Raw genomic sequence first — 14,424 nt, 5'->3', positions numbered from 1 at the left:
GGCTTTTCCTCATTCGTCTGCTCCTTCAGGTCGGGCAGACTCTACGCTACGGCGAGGGAACTTCCGGGGGGCTGGTCATGACCTAGCCACAGTGCTGGTGCCAGATTTCTTTCTAACTCTTGCGTTATTTCAAGAACAAGTAGTCGCTTCGTCTCGCACTGCCGACCTTCATCCACCGAAGATGCCGCGCGATGGACGAACGGCCGGTCTGGCGAAGCTGCACTGCGGCGATCAGCGAGGACCCGTCCGTCCGCTTTGGGCCGCCTGCGTCGCTGGTTGAGGGTTGCTCCATGCGCCAAGCGGATGTCCGCTTCTGCGATTCGTCAACTGGCAACCGCAGGGGCGTCGAACGGCCGCAATCGGCAGGGAACGCTCAAGTGGGTGGCGCCAGGCGCTCAGGCGCCATGCTGTGCCGTCGCAGGTCCGCTCCGAGCCCTGAGCAGACCCGGTTCGCCTCTCGTTTCGATTGGCTGGACAGAAACCTCTCACCAAGGCAATCCTCTTAAGCATGGGCATTAACCTAATCTATCTTGAAGACTGTGAGCGAGCTCGACCGAACTGGTCGCCTGAAGACGGAGTGGCCTCTTCCTTTTCAGAACTTTTCATCACAATGAGCGAGCCGCTTGGCTTTGCTTGGTTGGCGGTTTTGGCTCTATTTCTATGGAAAAGGAACGCATTGTTCGGTGTGCTTCTCGCGCTGCTCTCATTGTGGCTTCTGTCTGATTGGAACATGTTGAAGTACAATTTGGATGACGACCTTTACCTTGGCCAACTCGGAGGTTGCGTCGGGTCGCTTTTGGTCACCAATATTGTGCTCCTGACGGCAATCCTACTTGGAGTACTTGTGGTGTATTGGCGCTGGCTCAGACGCGCATGATATGTCCGCTTCGTCCCGCTTTCCGGACCTTGGCGGCCTGAGTGCATGCTGCAGCGGAGATGAACGGCCGCCTTCGTGATTCCGCTGGCAGCAGAGAGCGGGGGCTCAACGGCCGCTATCGGCAGGGAGCGCCCGAGCGGGCGGTCCGAGGCACTCCGGCGCCATGCTGCGCCGCCGCAGGTCCGCTCCGAGCCCAAAAGCTCCGTTGGCTCTGGCTTGCAAAACCGCCGAGCGACCACTATCTTTTAAAGACATCCTGCAACTGGAGATGCCATCAACATGGACCTGAACCTCGCCGCATTTGCCCCTTCGATTTTGCTGCGAGAAGTTCTGTCCCATGCCTGCATCCGTTTCCCTCTCCGGTCTGTCTTGGTCCACGCCTGACGACGCGCCCCTTCTTACCGACCTCAACCTGACTTTCGGCTTGGAGCGCACCGGCATCGTCGGACGCAATGGCATAGGCAAGAGTACCCTCCTTAGCCTGATTTCCGGTGATCAGCATCCCGCTTCGGGGCAGGTCCGCGTGACCGGCTCCATCGCGATGATGCGGCAGGAGGCGTTGGAGCGGCCCGATGACATCATCACCGATCTCTTCGGCGCACGATCCGCGCTCGATCTGCTTGACCGGGCGGAGGCGGGGCTTGCCGATGCCGATGAACTGGCAGACGCGGATTGGACCCTGCCCGCGCGGATAGAAGGGGCGCTTTTGCGCTGTGGTTTGTCGGTCGGGCCGCAGACCCTCCTGGCGACGCTATCCGGCGGCCAGCGCAGCCGTGCCGCTCTTGCCGCCCTGATCTTTGCCGAGCCGGATTTTCTGTTGCTGGACGAACCGACGAACAATCTCGACCGGGACGGTCGCAAGGCGGTGATCGACCTCATCCGGGGTTGGACAGGTGGTGCGATCATCGCCAGCCATGACCGCGAGCTTCTGGAGGAAATGGACGCCATTGTCGAACTCACCTCGCTTGGCGCGTCACGGTATGGTGGGAATTACAGCGATTTCCGGCAGCGGAAGGAAACCGAGTTGGACGCGGCGGCGCGTGATCTCGCGCAGGCAGAGAAAGCCCGCGCCGAGGCTGCCCGTCGTGCGCAGCAGGCAAGCGAACGTAAGGCCCGCAAAGACAGTGCCGGACACCGCGCGCGCGCAAAGGGCGATCAGCCAAAAGTTCTGATGGACGCCGCCAAGGGGCGTGCCGAGGCGTCGGGCGGTGCGGGTGTCCGGCTGCGCGATGCCCGGCGCGAGGCGGCAGATAAGGCGTTGTCCGCCGCCCGCGTTAAGATCGAAACCCTACAACTTTTGCGCATGGACATTCCCCCAACCGGCCTTGCCACCAGTAGAACGGTGCTGCGACTGGAGAAGGTGACCGGCGGCCATGACCCCGATCATCCCTTGATCCGTGATCTGTCGCTGACCGTGACTGGTCCCGAGCGCATTATCATTACAGGGCCGAATGGCTGCGGAAAGACGACGCTTCTGAAGATCATCACCGGACAGATCGTGCCGCAAAGTGGTCTCGTGGCGCTTTCGGTTCCATTTGCCCTGCTGGATCAGCATGTCCAGTTGATCGACACCGCTCTGTCCCTTCGCGATAATTTCCGTCACCTTAATCCCTTGGCTGATCCCCATAACGCTCACGCCGCACTGGCCAGGTTCGGTTTCCGCGCTGCGGATGCCTTGCGTTACGCGGGAGAGTTGAGTGGGGGCGAGCGTCTGCGCACCGGCCTGGCTTGTGCCCTCGGGGCCACCCCGCCGCCGCCGTTGCTGATCTTAGACGAGCCGACCAATCACCTTGATCTTGATGGTGTCACAGCACTTGAGGCTGCGCTGGCTGCTTATGATGGGGCAGTTTTAGCGATCAGCCATGACACGGCATTCCTTGAATCCCTCGCACCTGACAGAACGATTGAACTTGGGGCAGGCTCGACGTCATCTCGTTGCTGACGCTGACGGGCAGATACCGCGCGGCGCGCCGAATTCATAGCAGCGCACTTAGCGTGCTGACGAAGGCACCCCACGCCATACCCGCGCACCGCGATCTGATGCACCGCGTCCCGCTTGAAATCGTCACTGTAATTGCTTGTCCCCATGTCGGCCTCCTTGCCTCAAAGTCAGGGAGCAAAGCGTCTACAAATCTTGGGGCACCTCATTTTTCTGCTTTCTCTGACCGCTCGGTTTTGCCCTGTATCGCGCTGGGATACATTGCGCAGGTTCAGGATCCGGCCCTGCCGCATCCCGGTTGCGCGACCCGGGTCCGGGGCCGCGCCTCCGCTCAGCCGTCGTGGCCGTCGCGTCTGGCGTCGCCGCGCTGTCCGCGCCGCCAGTAGGTGCCGATCTCTTTCCGCTCGGCGGGCAGGGCGGCGGCGATCCGCCGGGCCTCATGAACCAGCGCGTGTTCGGCGCCGACCCAGACCCGCGCTTCGGGCCGGGCGGCCAGAGCCTCGGCGAAGCACCCGGCGGCACTGGCGGCAAAGCGCTCTGGGCCCAGCAGCAGGGTTTCGAGCGGCGAGGCGGGCAGATAGCCGGCATCGTCCGGGCGCAGCGGCGCGATCACGCAGCCTTGGGCGCTGGCAGGCAGGGCCTCGAGGATCCGCAGGAGGGCGGGCAGCGCGGTGGCGTCGCCCATCAGGATCAACGGCCGGTCGGTCGCGGGGGGCAGGCCGCCGCCGGGGCCCATGATGCCGATCCGGTCGCCGGAACGGGCGGCGCGGGCCCAGTCCGAGATCTGGCCGTCCGGATGATCGACGAAATCGATCGCCACGCGGCCCGCCTCGGCGTCCAGTTCAAGCAGGGTGAAATAGCGCACATGCAGCCGGTCGGCGCCCTTCGGCCAGCGCGTGGCGCCATTGGCCGCGACCCCGGGCCAGACCGGGCTCCGGGCCCGGTCGGCGGGCAGCATCAGCTTGACATGGATGCCGTCGCGGGTCAGCGGCTCGAGATCCTCGCCCGCGAGATGGAGCCGGGTCATGCCCCCAATCGGGCGGGACCGCTCCAGCACCGTCAGCAGCCGGAAATTGGGCGGCGTCCGGTGGCTGTCGGCGCCGTCGTCTCCGGGCCAGCGCAGCTTGCGCGCGGCCGCGGGATCGGCCTCTTCGAGGTGATGCGCGACCGCCTCCTTGAGGAAATAGAGCGTGTTCGGGCTGACCGCCGACAGCCGGATCCGCATCCGCCCCGGGACGGTCAGAAATTCCAGCCGGTTGCCCTGGAAGGAAAAGGCCAGATGCCCGGGGTCGTCGATCTCGGGCGGGATGTCGTGGCTTTTGGCATGGGCCGACAGCGCGGCATGGGCGGTCTCGGCCCCGGAGAAGGCCAGTTCGGTTTCGACGTCGATCAAGGGAGCTCTCCTCTCAGTGCCTTTCGCAAGACCCTTTCCAGGGGCCTTGCGGGTGCCTTGCGGGTGCCGGAAGGGCAGGACAGATGCGCTCAACTCGCGTCCAGCGACAGCCAGAGCGGGCCGGGCAGGGGTCTGGCGAACCGGTCGTTCAGCGCGGCCAGCGTCCTGCCGGGACCGAGCTCCGCGCCGGTTTCGGGATGGAGCCAGGCGCCGAGGCAGTCGGCCAGCACCGGCGCCATCAAGGGCGCGGTCGCGAGCCCGGACCAGATGCCGTGGACCCGGCCTGCGCGCGTGGCCGCGCTGTCCTTCAGCGCCGGGCGGGCGGCGGCGCGGGCCAGGCCCTCGCGGCCCTGCTCCGGGTCCAGCCCCGGCGCGATCCCGGGTTGCAGCTCGGGGGCGAAGCTGCCGCCGGTGGCGATATAGACCTCGGGATCGAAGGCGATCAGGCCCTCGGGACCGAGCTTCGCGCCCCAGCCGTCCGACGCTTCCAGCAGATGGCCGCCCGCGATCTCGAAGATCCCGCCCCAGAAGGCATGGCCCGCGGCCCAGCAGCAGGTGTCATAGGTCGACATGATTTCCATGTAGGTCCGGGGCCGGGGCCCGGAGGTGGCGGCGCGGACCGCGTCGAAGCGGGCGCGGCCCCAGGCGGCCAGCTCGCGCGCCGCCTGGGGTCGGTCCAGCACCGCGCCCCAGAACCCCATCGCCCGGTCGAGCTTGTCCCCGGGCGGCAGCGCCCGGTCATGCCCGCCGGTCCAGGCCAGCGGAATTCCGGCTGCGCGCAGGACGCTTTCCAGCACCGATCCGCCGGGCGGCAGCATGTAGGCGCTGGCCACCACCAGATCCGGGGACAGCGCCAGGATGCCCTCGGCCGAGACGGTGTCGGGCGAGAGCTTGCCGACCACGGGCAAACCCTTGGGCGCCAGCCAGTCGGCGCGCCCCAGATCCAGCCGGGGCACGCTGGCCCAGCCCGCCAGCCGCTCGCCCGGCGCGGCGATCAGGGCGGCCATCGAGATCAGGTCGGTCGCGTCCAGAAGCACGATCCGTTCGGGGGGCGCGGGCAGCGCGACGCGGTTGCCCAGAACGTCGCGGGCCTCGATCCCCGCGCCGGCCCGGGCCAGCCGGGGGGCCGCCAGTGCCGCCGCCGCCCCGGTCAGAAATCCGCGTCGGCCTACCATGTCTTGCGCAGCCCGACGGTGACGATCCGGCCCTCTCCGTACTGGCAGAAATAGTCGTAGCTGCAGCTGGAATAATAGGTCTCGTCGAACAGGTTGCGGACGTTCAGCGTGGCCTCGAGCCCGGCCAGAGACGGGTTGCGCGCCCCCAGATCGTAGCGGATCGCCAGATCGGCCAGGGTATAGGATCCGGATTTCAGGCTGTTCGCGTCGTCGCCATAGCTCGATCCCACGAAGCGGACGCCGCCGCCCAGTTCCAGCCCGTCAAGCCTGCCGCCAAAGCTGCGGTTCAGCCAGAGCGAGCCGAAATAATCCGGCACCGCCTGCGGCCGGTTGCCGATGATCGCGGCATTGGACGAGGCCCGTACCTCTGTATCCAGCAGGGTCAGCGCGCCGATCAGTTCGAGCCGCTCGGTCAGCTTGCCGCGGCCCTCGAATTCCACCCCGCGCGAGCGGATCTTGCCGGTCTGGATGAAATAGCCCGGCACAGCACCCGGGGTCAGCACATCGGTCTGGTCGATGCTGAAGGCGGCCATGGTGAACAGCGCGTCCATGCCCGGCGGCTGGTACTTGATCCCCAGCTCCCATTGCTCGGATTCGGTGGGCACGAAGGGATCGCCCGCGGCATCGACGCCCGAGGTCGGTTCGAGCGAGGTCGAATAGCTGACATAGGGCGCGGCGCCGTTGTCGAAGAGGTAAAGCAGGGCGGCGCGGTAGGAGGTGTTGTCGCTGCTCTGTTCGGTGGTGGTCCCGCTCAGCCGGTTCAGGCTGTCGGTCTCGATCCGGTCATGGCGCAGGCCCAGCACCGCGCGGAACCGGCCGAAGGAGAGCTGGTCGGTCAGGTAGATCCCGGCCTGCCGGGTGGTCTGGTGGCTGTCGGTCATGGTCGTGAACGGACCCGAGACGCCGCCATAGACCGGGTCGGTCACGTCGAGCGGCGCGGCCGTGGTGTAGGAATACTGCCAGTCGCTGTCATTCCACAGCAGATCGGCCCCCGCCAGCAGCCGGTGCGAGACCGCGCCGGTCTGGAAGCGGTATTCCAGATTGGTGTCCCAGTTCAGCGCCCGCGCCGTCTCGTCCGAGATCAGGGCATTCCGCGCGAGCATGCCCGAGGCGTCGAGCGGCGCGCCCATCTGCAGGCCCTTCATATCCGCGTCGATCCGGCCGTAGCGCAGTTTCGAGCGCAGCGTCAGATCGGCCGAGAAGGCATGTTCCAGCCCGGCATTCAGCGCCCATTGGGTGCGTTCGAAACTGTCGAAATTCGGGTCGCCGACGTTCAAGTCGCGGTCGAGATAGCGGGCATAGGCCGCGGGCGCGGCGCCCTTGGGATAGATCGAGTTGAAATAGCCGCCTTCGGGGTCGTCCTGCCAGTAGCCGCCGAAGGTCAGCCTTGTATCGGCCGAAGGCTGCCAGACCAGGACCGGGGCGATCGCATACCGTTCCTCGTCGACATCGCGATAGCGGGTGTTCGCGCTGCGGCCGATGGCGGTCAGGCTGTATTGCAGGGTGCCTGCCTCGTCGAGGGTGCCATGCTGCTCGAACCCGGCCTGCGCCCGGTCATGGGTGCCGTATTCCAGCCGCGCCTCGCCGCCGGTGCTGCCATCGGGGGCGCGGCTGACCATGTTGACCAGACCGCCGGGGCTCGACGGCCCGTAAAGCAGCGCCGAGGGGCCCTTGAGCACATCGACCCGGTCCAGCAGGAACGGATCGACGGCGGGCTGGGCGAAGGCCTGGCCGCGCGGCAGCCGCAGCCCGTCGAGGGAGCTTACGAATTGCGACGAGATGCCGAAGCCGCCGAAGCCCCGCAGGAACACGCTGTCATAGCGGGTCGAGGCGTCGATCTCGGACAGCACGCCCGAGGTGTAGCGCAGCGCCTGGCCCACGGTCTGGGTGTTCTGGTCGTCGAACTGCTTGCGGGTCAGCACGGTCAGCGCCTGGGGCGTCTCGACCACCGGCGTGTCGGTCTTGGTGGCCGAGCGCATGTCCGGCAGCGCGTAGGAGCTCGACGTGTCGGCCACGTCGGCCTGCAGCACGATGGCCTCAAGCGCGTAGGCATCGTCTTGTGCGGCGGCGGCGGTTGCGGCCGTGCCGAGTGCGGCCGCCAGTGCCGCGGTCGTCCTGCCCAAGGTTCCTCTGTCCATCCGGCATCTCCGTTCCCTGAATGTCGAAGCGGCGTTAGCAAAACGGGACGATCACGTCCAGTTAAAACCATATTATTTTTGTCGGAATATCGGGATGCTTGCCGTCCGGCCGGAAAATTGCCCATAAGGCGGCTGAACTTCCGGAAGGCCGCACGGGAATGACGACAGCCAAGACCCCGCGCCCGGCGCGCGCCGGACGCCCGACCAAGCGCCAGTCCGAACGGATCGCGGCCGAGATCGTCGCCCGGGCGCGCGAGTTGTTCATCGCCCAGGGCTTTGCCGCGACCACGATGGAGCAGGTGATCGCCGCCTGCGGCATCGGCAAGGACACGCTTTACCGCCGTTTCGCCACCAAGGAGGAGCTGTTCGCCGCGGTGACGCAGAGGGCGCTGGAGCGGACCGAGGCCTGGTTCGAGGCGGTGGCGGCCGATTGCCCCGAGCGCCCGCTCGACCGGGTGCGGCATCTGGCGCGCTGGTTTCTCGATGCCAATCTCGACCCCGAGCTGCTGGCGCTGAAGCGCGAGGCCTTCATCGAGGCGATGCGGGCCCGGCCTCTGGTCGGTGCGGACCCGTTCACGCCGAAGCTGGCAGAGGCGATCCGCGCCGCCGCCGCTGCGGACGAGCTTGCCGCCCCGGATGCCGATTTCGTCGCCGACCAGCTGATCGCGGCCCTGGTGCTGGGCCCCAGCAACGCGGCCCTGATGGGCGATGACGCGCTGGCCGATCCGGCTGCGCGGGACGCCTGGTTCGACCGCGCCTGGCGGCTTTTCGTCCAGGGTGCCGCGCCCGGCCGGGGCTGACCCTTGGGGGCGCGCCGTCAGGGCGGCTCAAGGCGGTTGGAACGGCTCCGCAAGCGTGATGCTCCGCGCGCCGCTGCCGGTGTCGGGCGGGATGGCGGGTCCGGTCAGGCCGTGGCCGTCGCGGATGCGTCGGAGATGTCCTGATCCGGATCCGGGGGCAAGCTCGCCCGCGGGAGCTGTGGTTTGGAAGATGGGCGCCGGTTGGGGCCTGGCCTTGGCTGTGAAACGGCGCCTCGAACCGGGGCCGGGCTTGTCGCTGGCGGCCGGGGCGGGTCGGCCTGATGACACACCCCTGTTCTGGTTCGGGTTCGACGCGGTGCCGGGCGATCACGGCGCTCTGCCGAGGCAAGAGGCGCCCGGTTGCCGGGCCTTCGCCGTTGTCATCAAGCAGCGGATCACCCGCTCCGCCTGTCCGGTCGCGGCGGTGACGGCGGCGTTCAGCGGGCTTGCGCATCTGCCCGAGCGGCCCGGGTGCCGGTCGCATATCGAGTATGCTTGCTGTCTGCAGCAGATCGTCCGGGTCCGGTCCGTTGGCCGAACCCGGCTTTGCCGCCCCTAAGCCAGGCGTTGCTGACCCGAACCAGACCTTCGAGCTGTGAGGCCCGGAGGACGGTGTGAAGCTGCCGTCAGGAGTCAGCTCGGCCATTGGCGATAAGCTCAGCCTTCATCCAGTGGATTTCCGACTGAACATGTCCTTCCCTGACATATTTTCCCATCCGCCTCGGCATGTCGCTTTCTGGGAACGAACCGGCGATCCTTGCCACAAACCCCTCTTGCCTCGACAGGTCGAGGGCCCGCGCCAGATCCTCGAACAGACCCGTGCGGTAGGCGCCCCGATAGAGCGTCGCAACAGGCTGGATGCCCAGCTCCTCGAAACGTGCCTGCGTCAGGTCCCAGGACTGGATTTCATCGCCAACAATCCACGCGAAGCCGAGGAAATACGAAGGCAACGCATCATAGGCGACGGAATGACGGGCATAGAGGTTCTCGCCGACAATACGTTCGCCCTCTGCCAGATAGGGAGAAATCCCCGCCGCGAACGCCTTGAGCCAGTCGCGGGAAGGATGGTAACGGCTGTCAGGGCTGCGCGCATGTGAGCCGCCAGCGTGAATCGTCGTATTCTCACCGTCCATCTTTTCGGTGACGACGAGGTCTTCCGCCATCAGGCCTTCAAGCGAAGACATGACCTTGTCGTCGCTGGTGGCGCCGGGCGAAAATGGCAGGTGGAATGTGCGACCATACTTCTTCAAGCGCCCAGCATAGCACGATGGCCGACTTGCGGCCATGGCCGCATTCCGGACCGTCGCTGCGTTTTCCGTGAACGACCGCTTTGCTCCGCGCCCGGCCCATGAGCGGGTCGTCCTGCTCAGGCGAAGGGGATCAGACTGGCTTTCGTCGGCACGGCCCCGGCCCATAGATCCTGTCCGAATGACCCCCGGCCTGTTTCGCCCTGCGCGAACCTTCTGCCCTGATCGGCGATGATCGGCCTCGGGGCCGCGCCGATGCGCCCTTCGGATAACGATCATCGGGGCGGGACGGCATCGATCTGAAATCCGGGGCGGCAAGGCGGCATGAACGTCGATATTTCAAGCGTCTGGTTCTGATGCTGGCGCTAGAGCAGGAAGGACACATGCCCTGCCGGTTCCGGTGCTGTTTAAGGCGATGCGGAAACCCGCGCCCGAAGGACAGGGACCGCTGGCGGGCAGGACCGGCGTGCCGATCGGGTGCGGTCCCGGCCGGGGGCGGCTACGGGATCACCGCCTCGGCGCTGGCGGCCAGCGAGACCACGATGGCGACGGTCAGCAGCACCGAGGCCGCGCCCATCACAAGCCCCCAGATCGTGACCCGGCCATCATGTTCGACCATGCCGACGCCCGCGACGAACAGCGAGATCGCCGGGAACCAGCCGCTGCCCGGCACCGGCAGGAACAGGGTGAAGGCGATCACGAACAGCGCCGCCCCCAGCGCGCGTTCGTTGCGGCGGCGGAACAGGGCGGGGTTGCGCGGCCTCAGAACCCGCTCCAGCCGCCGGGTGACGGGGCGCAGGCGCAGCACGGTGCGGCGCAGCTTGTCGTGATCCAGCCGCAACCGCGCCAGCGGTCCCGGCAGGCGGACATGGCGGTAGCCCAGCATCATCTGCGCGGTGGTGACCAGCACCGGCAGCGCTGTCACCAGCGAGGATCCGGGCGGCAGCGGCAGCATGGTCATGAGCGCGAAGACCACCACCGCCCAGCCGAACGAGGTCTCGCCCAGCCCAGACAGCAGGCTGCCGAGGGTCAGGTTGCCGGCATCGTGCTGATCCCGCGAGGTCCGCAGGATCGGAAGCGACAACGAAACACGTCGCCGGGAGCCGCGATTTCTGTTCATCAGGATATCCTACGCGGGCCGCTGTTACGCGATATCGCCCCCGGATGCCATGACTTGGATTGCGGGCGCGGGCAAGTGTTTGCCGGGCTGGCGGGTTCCCGCACACGACCGGGTGCGTCGCAGGTCTTTTCCGGTCCGATCCCGGCGGATCGCCCCCGATTGTCCCGATCTACGGGGGCGGGGCAGCGCTGGGGGCGGCTTCGACCATGACAGCGAAGCGCGGGCGGGCTAGGGTCGCGCCGCTGGGGAGGACCCCGGAAACGAGCCGGAGAGCTGGTGAAAGGAGCAGGCGAATGACCGGAACGGCGGCAACCGTGGCGGGGCGCGACCCCATGGCGGGAATCGCTGCGATGTGCGCGGGCGTGGCCTGCCTTTGCGTCAATGACGCCTTCGCCAAGGCGCTGACCGAGGGCTATTCGCCGGTCCAGATCCTGTTCCTGCGCAGCCTGATCGCGCTGCCTTTCGCCGCCGTGATCGCGGTCGGGACCGGAGGGCCCCGGGCGCTGGTGTCGCGCCGTCCGCTGGCGCATCTGGCGCGGGGCGGGTTGGTGATCGTGGCCGCGCTGATGTTCTTCACCAGTTTCCGCTATCTGGGGCTGGCCGAGGCAACCGGGCTGATCTTCGTGGCGCCGATCTTCATCACCGCGCTGTCGGCGCTGGTCTTGCGCGAGCCGGTGGGCTGGCGGCGCTGGCTGGCGGTGGCGGCGGGCTTTGCCGGGGTGCTGATCGTGGTCCGTCCGGGGGCGGCGGCGTTTCAGCCGGCCTCGGTGCTGCCGGTGCTGGCGGCGCTGTTTTATGCGGTGCTGATGCTCAGCGCGCGCTGGCTCGATGCGCGCGAAAGCGTCTGGACTATGCAGCTTTGGCTGGTCGGCAGCTCGGTGCTGCTGAGCGGTCTGGCGGTCGGTTTCGTCTGGACCCCGGTCCCGGCGGGCGATTTCTGGGCCTTCGGCTGCATCGCCCTGTTCGGCACACTGGGCATGACGCTGATCACCCAGGCGTTCCGGATGGCGCCCGCGGTGGTGATCGCGCCGCTGGACTATACCGCGTTGCTCTGGGCCACCGGTTTCGGCTGGCTGTTCTGGCAGGAGGTTCCCGACCGCGCGACGGCGGTGGGGGCCGCGGTCATCGTCGCCAGCGGCGTCTTCATCATGATCCGCGAAAGGCGGGCGGCGGGCTGAGCGCCGCCCCCTCTCAGCCGGTCGGCATGATATGGATCTCGCGCAGCTCGGCGCGGGGGTTCTGTTCCAGCGCGTAAAGCACCGCATCGGCGACATCCTCGGGCCGGATCTTGTCGGGCTTGGGGCTGTCGAAGAACGGCGTGTCGACCATCCCGGGCGAAATCACCGTGCAGCGCCCGCCCCAGTCGCGCATCTCCTCGGACATGTTGCCGCCATAGCCATGCACGAACCACTTGGTCGCGGAATAGATCGAGCCCTTGATATGGGTCCGCCCCGCGGCCGAGCCGGTCAGCACCAGATGCCCCTTCGTGCGGCGCAGATGCGGCAGGGCGGCACGGGCGGTGAACAGCACGCCCATCACGTTCAGATCGACCATCCCGCGCCAGTCCTCGGGATCGCCCGCCTCGGTGCCGGGCCGTTCGAGGCCGCGCCCCGCATTGGCGAAGGCCGCATGCAGCGCGCCGAAGTGTTCGACGGTACGGGCCACGGCTTCCTGCTGCGCGGCCGGATCGGTGGCATCGCCGGGCAGGGCCAGCGCCGCCGCGCCCAGCTCGGTTGCCAGCGCGTCCAGCTTGTCGGCCGAGCGCGCCATAAGCCCCACCGACCAGCCGCGGGCGACGGCGGCGCGGGCGGTGGCGGCGCCGATACCGCTGGAGGCGCCGGTGATGAACAGGGTTCGGGTCATGCTCTGTCTCCTTCGGGTCTGGGCCAGGACCTGTGGCGCGGCCTGCGGGAGGCAAGACCTGGCCCGCCGCCGCGGCGGTTCCGACCGGGCGAAGGCGTCTGCTCAGGCGGCGTCGGCGAAGGGGTTGACGATCTTAAGACGCCCCTCGACGGTCAGCCCGTCTTGCATGTCCTCGGACCAGAGCCTGGTGCAGCCGCTGAGGATCGCCGCGGCAACGATCATCGAATCGTAGACCGACAGCTTGTAGCGGGCGGCCAGCGCGCGGCCGACATCATGGGTGTCGACGGTCAGCTCGACCGTCTTGCAGAGATCGCGGATCCCGAACAGGAATTCGCCCGCCTCGTCATGGCTCATCCGGGCCTTGCGCAGGCAGTTCACCAGCGCCTCGTTCAGCACCTGGACGCTGATCGCACCGCCCTGGGCCAGCAGCGCCTCGGCCCGGTCGGCCTTGGGCCCGTCGTCCAGCAGGTAGAGGATGACATTGGTGTCGAAGAAGTCAGCGGCCATTGGCCGCGTCGCGGCTCAGCCGGTCTTCGGGCGCCAGACGGCCGCGAAACCGGCGCAGCCCCGACAGCACCTCATCGGCACGGGGATGGCGGCTGACCGCAAACCGACCCTCGCCCGAGGGCTCCAGCTCGATCCGGTCGCCCTCGCGCAGGCCGAGGGTCCGGACCAGATCCGCGGGCAGGCGGACAGCAAGCGAATTTCCCCATCTGGCGATCTGCATGGCAGCCTCCGTCGCGGCAGGTTGGATAGACATTGGCGAATGTATATCATCCGGGCTCGTGAGACAAGTCCCGAGGCTTGGTCCCGAGGCTTGGGCGCGGCGCGATGAAGAGGGCCTCCTCGATCCCGGGGGCGGGTCCGATACGTTTCTGACGCATTTCTGGCGTGGGTCCGGCGCCTCGTGACCTGCTCCCCTGAAATGTCCTCGTTTTGAGGTTCGCCTGTTCTCCAGACGAGGAGACAGACGATGAAGAGAAGCCGTTTCAGCGAAGAGCAGATCATTGGCATCCTGAAGGAGCATCAGGCCGGGCTGGGCGCGAAGGAACTGTGCCGCAAGCACGGCGTCAGCGACGCGACCTTCTACAGGTGGCGCTCGAGATATGGCGGCATGGAGGCGTCGGACGCCCGTCGGCTGAAGGCGCTGGAGGCCGAGAACGCGAAGCTGAAGAAGATTCTGGCCGAACAGATGCTCGATGTTGCGACGCTGAAGGACATGTTGGGAATGGGAGCAGGCGAACGCCATGCGTTCGAGTGAGCCTGCGGACGCTTCTAAGGCCCGGTTCGAGGCGGCGTGCCGTGGACTGGGTCATGAAGGAGAAGAGCTGCTCGCGGCGGCGAGCCTGTGCGCTGGCCGGGATCGACCCGCGCGTGTATCGGCGGCAGCCGATCAGGCCGGAGGACCGGGAGTTGCGCGAGCGGCTGCGGGACCTGTCCGGCGAGAGGCGGCGGCTCGGATTGAGCTGCCCCCAGATTTGTAGACGCTTTGCCCCCTGACTTTGAGGCAAGGAGGCCGACATGGGGACAAGCAATTACAGTGCCGATTTCAAGCGGGACGCGGTGCATCAGATCGCGGTGCGCGGGTATCCGGTTCGGGAAGTTTCCCGGCGTTTGGGCGTCAGCACGCATTCTCTGTACAAATGGTTGAAGCCGTTCGGTGATCCGGCGCCAAGGAAGCCCGACGTTGATCATGAAGCTGAGAACCGGCGTCTCAGGCGTGAGCTGGCGCGGGTGACGGAGGAGCGCGACATATTAAAAAAGGCGGCCGCGTACTTTGCGCAGAATGCAAAGTGACCAGCCCCCCGGAAGTTCCCTCGCCGTAGCGTAGAGTCTGCCCGACCTGAAGGAGCAGACGAATGAGGAAAAGCC

At 67.1% G+C, this 14,424-nt stretch carries 13 protein-coding genes and 2 pseudogenes; 7 read left to right on the top strand and 8 right to left on the bottom strand.

Annotation, left to right across the window (positions count from 1 at the left end):
* Positions 1 to 610 precede the first annotated feature (610 nt).
* Positions 611 to 877: a hypothetical protein gene (locus DSD19_RS11955; protein WP_133260418.1), complete on the top strand. Its 267-nt coding sequence runs from the start codon at positions 611 to 613 to the stop codon at positions 875 to 877.
* A 337-nt stretch (positions 878 to 1,214) separates the two neighbouring features.
* Positions 1,215 to 2,819, top strand: coding sequence for an ABC-F family ATP-binding cassette domain-containing protein (locus DSD19_RS11950; protein ID WP_113669735.1), 1,605 nt, complete (start codon positions 1,215 to 1,217; stop codon positions 2,817 to 2,819).
* A 328-nt stretch (positions 2,820 to 3,147) separates the two neighbouring features.
* Here DSD19_RS11950 and DSD19_RS11940 read toward each other — a convergent pair whose 3' ends face one another.
* From DSD19_RS11940 to DSD19_RS11930, 3 genes are all read right to left on the bottom strand, one after another.
* On the bottom strand, positions 3,148 to 4,209 hold the full coding sequence (locus DSD19_RS11940; RefSeq protein WP_113669733.1) for a siderophore-interacting protein: 1,062 nt from the start codon (positions 4,207 to 4,209) through the stop codon (positions 3,148 to 3,150).
* Between the two features lie 89 nt (positions 4,210 to 4,298).
* A complete protein-coding gene (locus DSD19_RS11935; protein ID WP_113669732.1) occupies positions 4,299 to 5,384 on the bottom strand; it encodes an ABC transporter substrate-binding protein in 1,086 nt (361 codons plus the stop codon).
* Entirely contained in the window at positions 5,378 to 7,522 is a 2,145-nt protein-coding gene (locus DSD19_RS11930; RefSeq protein ID WP_113669731.1) for a TonB-dependent siderophore receptor, read from the bottom strand. Before DSD19_RS11930 ends, DSD19_RS11935 begins: the two co-directional genes overlap by 7 nt.
* 158 nt (positions 7,523 to 7,680) lie before the next feature.
* Between DSD19_RS11930 and DSD19_RS11925 the strand changes: the two genes are divergently transcribed.
* Together DSD19_RS11925 and DSD19_RS11920 are read left to right on the top strand one after the other, a co-directional pair.
* Positions 7,681 to 8,322 carry a TetR/AcrR family transcriptional regulator gene (locus DSD19_RS11925; RefSeq protein WP_113669730.1) on the top strand — a complete coding sequence of 214 codons (642 nt, stop codon included), beginning with the start codon at positions 7,681 to 7,683 and terminating at the stop codon, positions 8,320 to 8,322.
* Positions 8,323 to 8,542: 220 nt separating this feature from the next.
* Positions 8,543 to 8,881, top strand: coding sequence for a hypothetical protein (locus DSD19_RS11920; RefSeq protein WP_133260417.1), 339 nt, complete (start codon positions 8,543 to 8,545; stop codon positions 8,879 to 8,881).
* 67 nt (positions 8,882 to 8,948) lie between these two features.
* Here DSD19_RS11920 and DSD19_RS11915 read toward each other — a convergent pair whose 3' ends face one another.
* Together DSD19_RS11915 and DSD19_RS11910 are read right to left on the bottom strand one after the other, a co-directional pair.
* Complete coding sequence (locus DSD19_RS11915) at positions 8,949 to 9,572, bottom strand: RNA ligase family protein (protein WP_243627930.1); 624 nt, start codon at positions 9,570 to 9,572, stop codon at positions 8,949 to 8,951.
* Positions 9,573 to 10,068: 496 nt separating this feature from the next.
* Positions 10,069 to 10,653 (bottom strand): exopolysaccharide biosynthesis protein, encoded by a 585-nt coding sequence (locus DSD19_RS11910; protein WP_234153200.1) that lies wholly within the window; start codon positions 10,651 to 10,653, stop codon positions 10,069 to 10,071.
* A 329-nt stretch (positions 10,654 to 10,982) separates the two neighbouring features.
* Here DSD19_RS11910 and DSD19_RS11905 point away from each other — a divergent pair, with 329 nt between their 5' ends.
* Positions 10,983 to 11,867 (top strand): DMT family transporter, encoded by an 885-nt coding sequence (locus DSD19_RS11905; RefSeq protein WP_207802456.1) that lies wholly within the window; start codon positions 10,983 to 10,985, stop codon positions 11,865 to 11,867.
* A 13-nt stretch (positions 11,868 to 11,880) separates the two neighbouring features.
* Here the strand turns inward: DSD19_RS11905 and DSD19_RS11900 are convergent, their stop codons facing one another.
* The 3 genes from DSD19_RS11900 to DSD19_RS11890 form a co-directional block, all read right to left on the bottom strand.
* Positions 11,881 to 12,552: an SDR family oxidoreductase gene (locus DSD19_RS11900; protein WP_113669727.1), complete on the bottom strand. Its 672-nt coding sequence runs from the start codon at positions 12,550 to 12,552 to the stop codon at positions 11,881 to 11,883.
* Between the two features lie 102 nt (positions 12,553 to 12,654).
* Positions 12,655 to 13,059 (bottom strand): PIN domain-containing protein, encoded by a 405-nt coding sequence (locus DSD19_RS11895; RefSeq protein WP_113669726.1) that lies wholly within the window; start codon positions 13,057 to 13,059, stop codon positions 12,655 to 12,657.
* A complete protein-coding gene (locus DSD19_RS11890) occupies positions 13,049 to 13,279 on the bottom strand; it encodes an AbrB/MazE/SpoVT family DNA-binding domain-containing protein (protein WP_075787106.1) in 231 nt (76 codons plus the stop codon). Before DSD19_RS11890 ends, DSD19_RS11895 begins: the two co-directional genes overlap by 11 nt.
* A gap of 246 nt (positions 13,280 to 13,525) precedes the next feature.
* Here DSD19_RS11890 and DSD19_RS11885 point away from each other — a divergent pair.
* A pseudogene (locus DSD19_RS11885) lies at positions 13,526 to 14,013 on the top strand (transposase); the annotation flags it as partial.
* Between the two features lie 60 nt (positions 14,014 to 14,073).
* Positions 14,074 to 14,348 (top strand): annotated as a pseudogene (locus DSD19_RS11880) (transposase); the annotation flags it as partial.
* Positions 14,349 to 14,424 lie beyond the last annotated feature (76 nt).

It is taken from the genome of Rhodovulum sp. BSW8 (assembly GCF_003314725.1).
Taxonomy (GTDB): domain Bacteria; phylum Pseudomonadota; class Alphaproteobacteria; order Rhodobacterales; family Rhodobacteraceae; genus Rhodovulum; species Rhodovulum visakhapatnamense.
Note: the sequence above shows the minus strand (reverse complement) of the source record. Positions and strands in the feature narration are given on the sequence as shown.

Excerpts from the sequence above, each read along its gene's own strand:
- DSD19_RS11955 (WP_133260418.1), top strand. The coding sequence starts at position 611 with ATGAGCGAGCCGCTTGGCTTTGCTTGGTTGGCGGTTTTGGCTCTATTT.
- DSD19_RS11950 (WP_113669735.1), top strand. The coding sequence starts at position 1,215 with ATGCCTGCATCCGTTTCCCTCTCCGGTCTGTCTTGGTCCACGCCTGAC.
- DSD19_RS11935 (WP_113669732.1), bottom strand. The coding sequence starts at position 5,384 with ATGGTAGGCCGACGCGGATTTCTGACCGGGGCGGCGGCGGCACTGGCG.
- DSD19_RS11930 (WP_113669731.1), bottom strand. The coding sequence starts at position 7,522 with ATGGACAGAGGAACCTTGGGCAGGACGACCGCGGCACTGGCGGCCGCA.
- DSD19_RS11925 (WP_113669730.1), top strand. The coding sequence starts at position 7,681 with ATGACGACAGCCAAGACCCCGCGCCCGGCGCGCGCCGGACGCCCGACC.
- DSD19_RS11905 (WP_207802456.1), top strand. The coding sequence starts at position 10,983 with ATGACCGGAACGGCGGCAACCGTGGCGGGGCGCGACCCCATGGCGGGA.
- DSD19_RS11900 (WP_113669727.1), bottom strand. The coding sequence starts at position 12,552 with ATGACCCGAACCCTGTTCATCACCGGCGCCTCCAGCGGTATCGGCGCC.
- DSD19_RS11895 (WP_113669726.1), bottom strand. The coding sequence starts at position 13,059 with ATGGCCGCTGACTTCTTCGACACCAATGTCATCCTCTACCTGCTGGAC.
- DSD19_RS11890 (WP_075787106.1), bottom strand. The coding sequence starts at position 13,279 with ATGCAGATCGCCAGATGGGGAAATTCGCTTGCTGTCCGCCTGCCCGCG.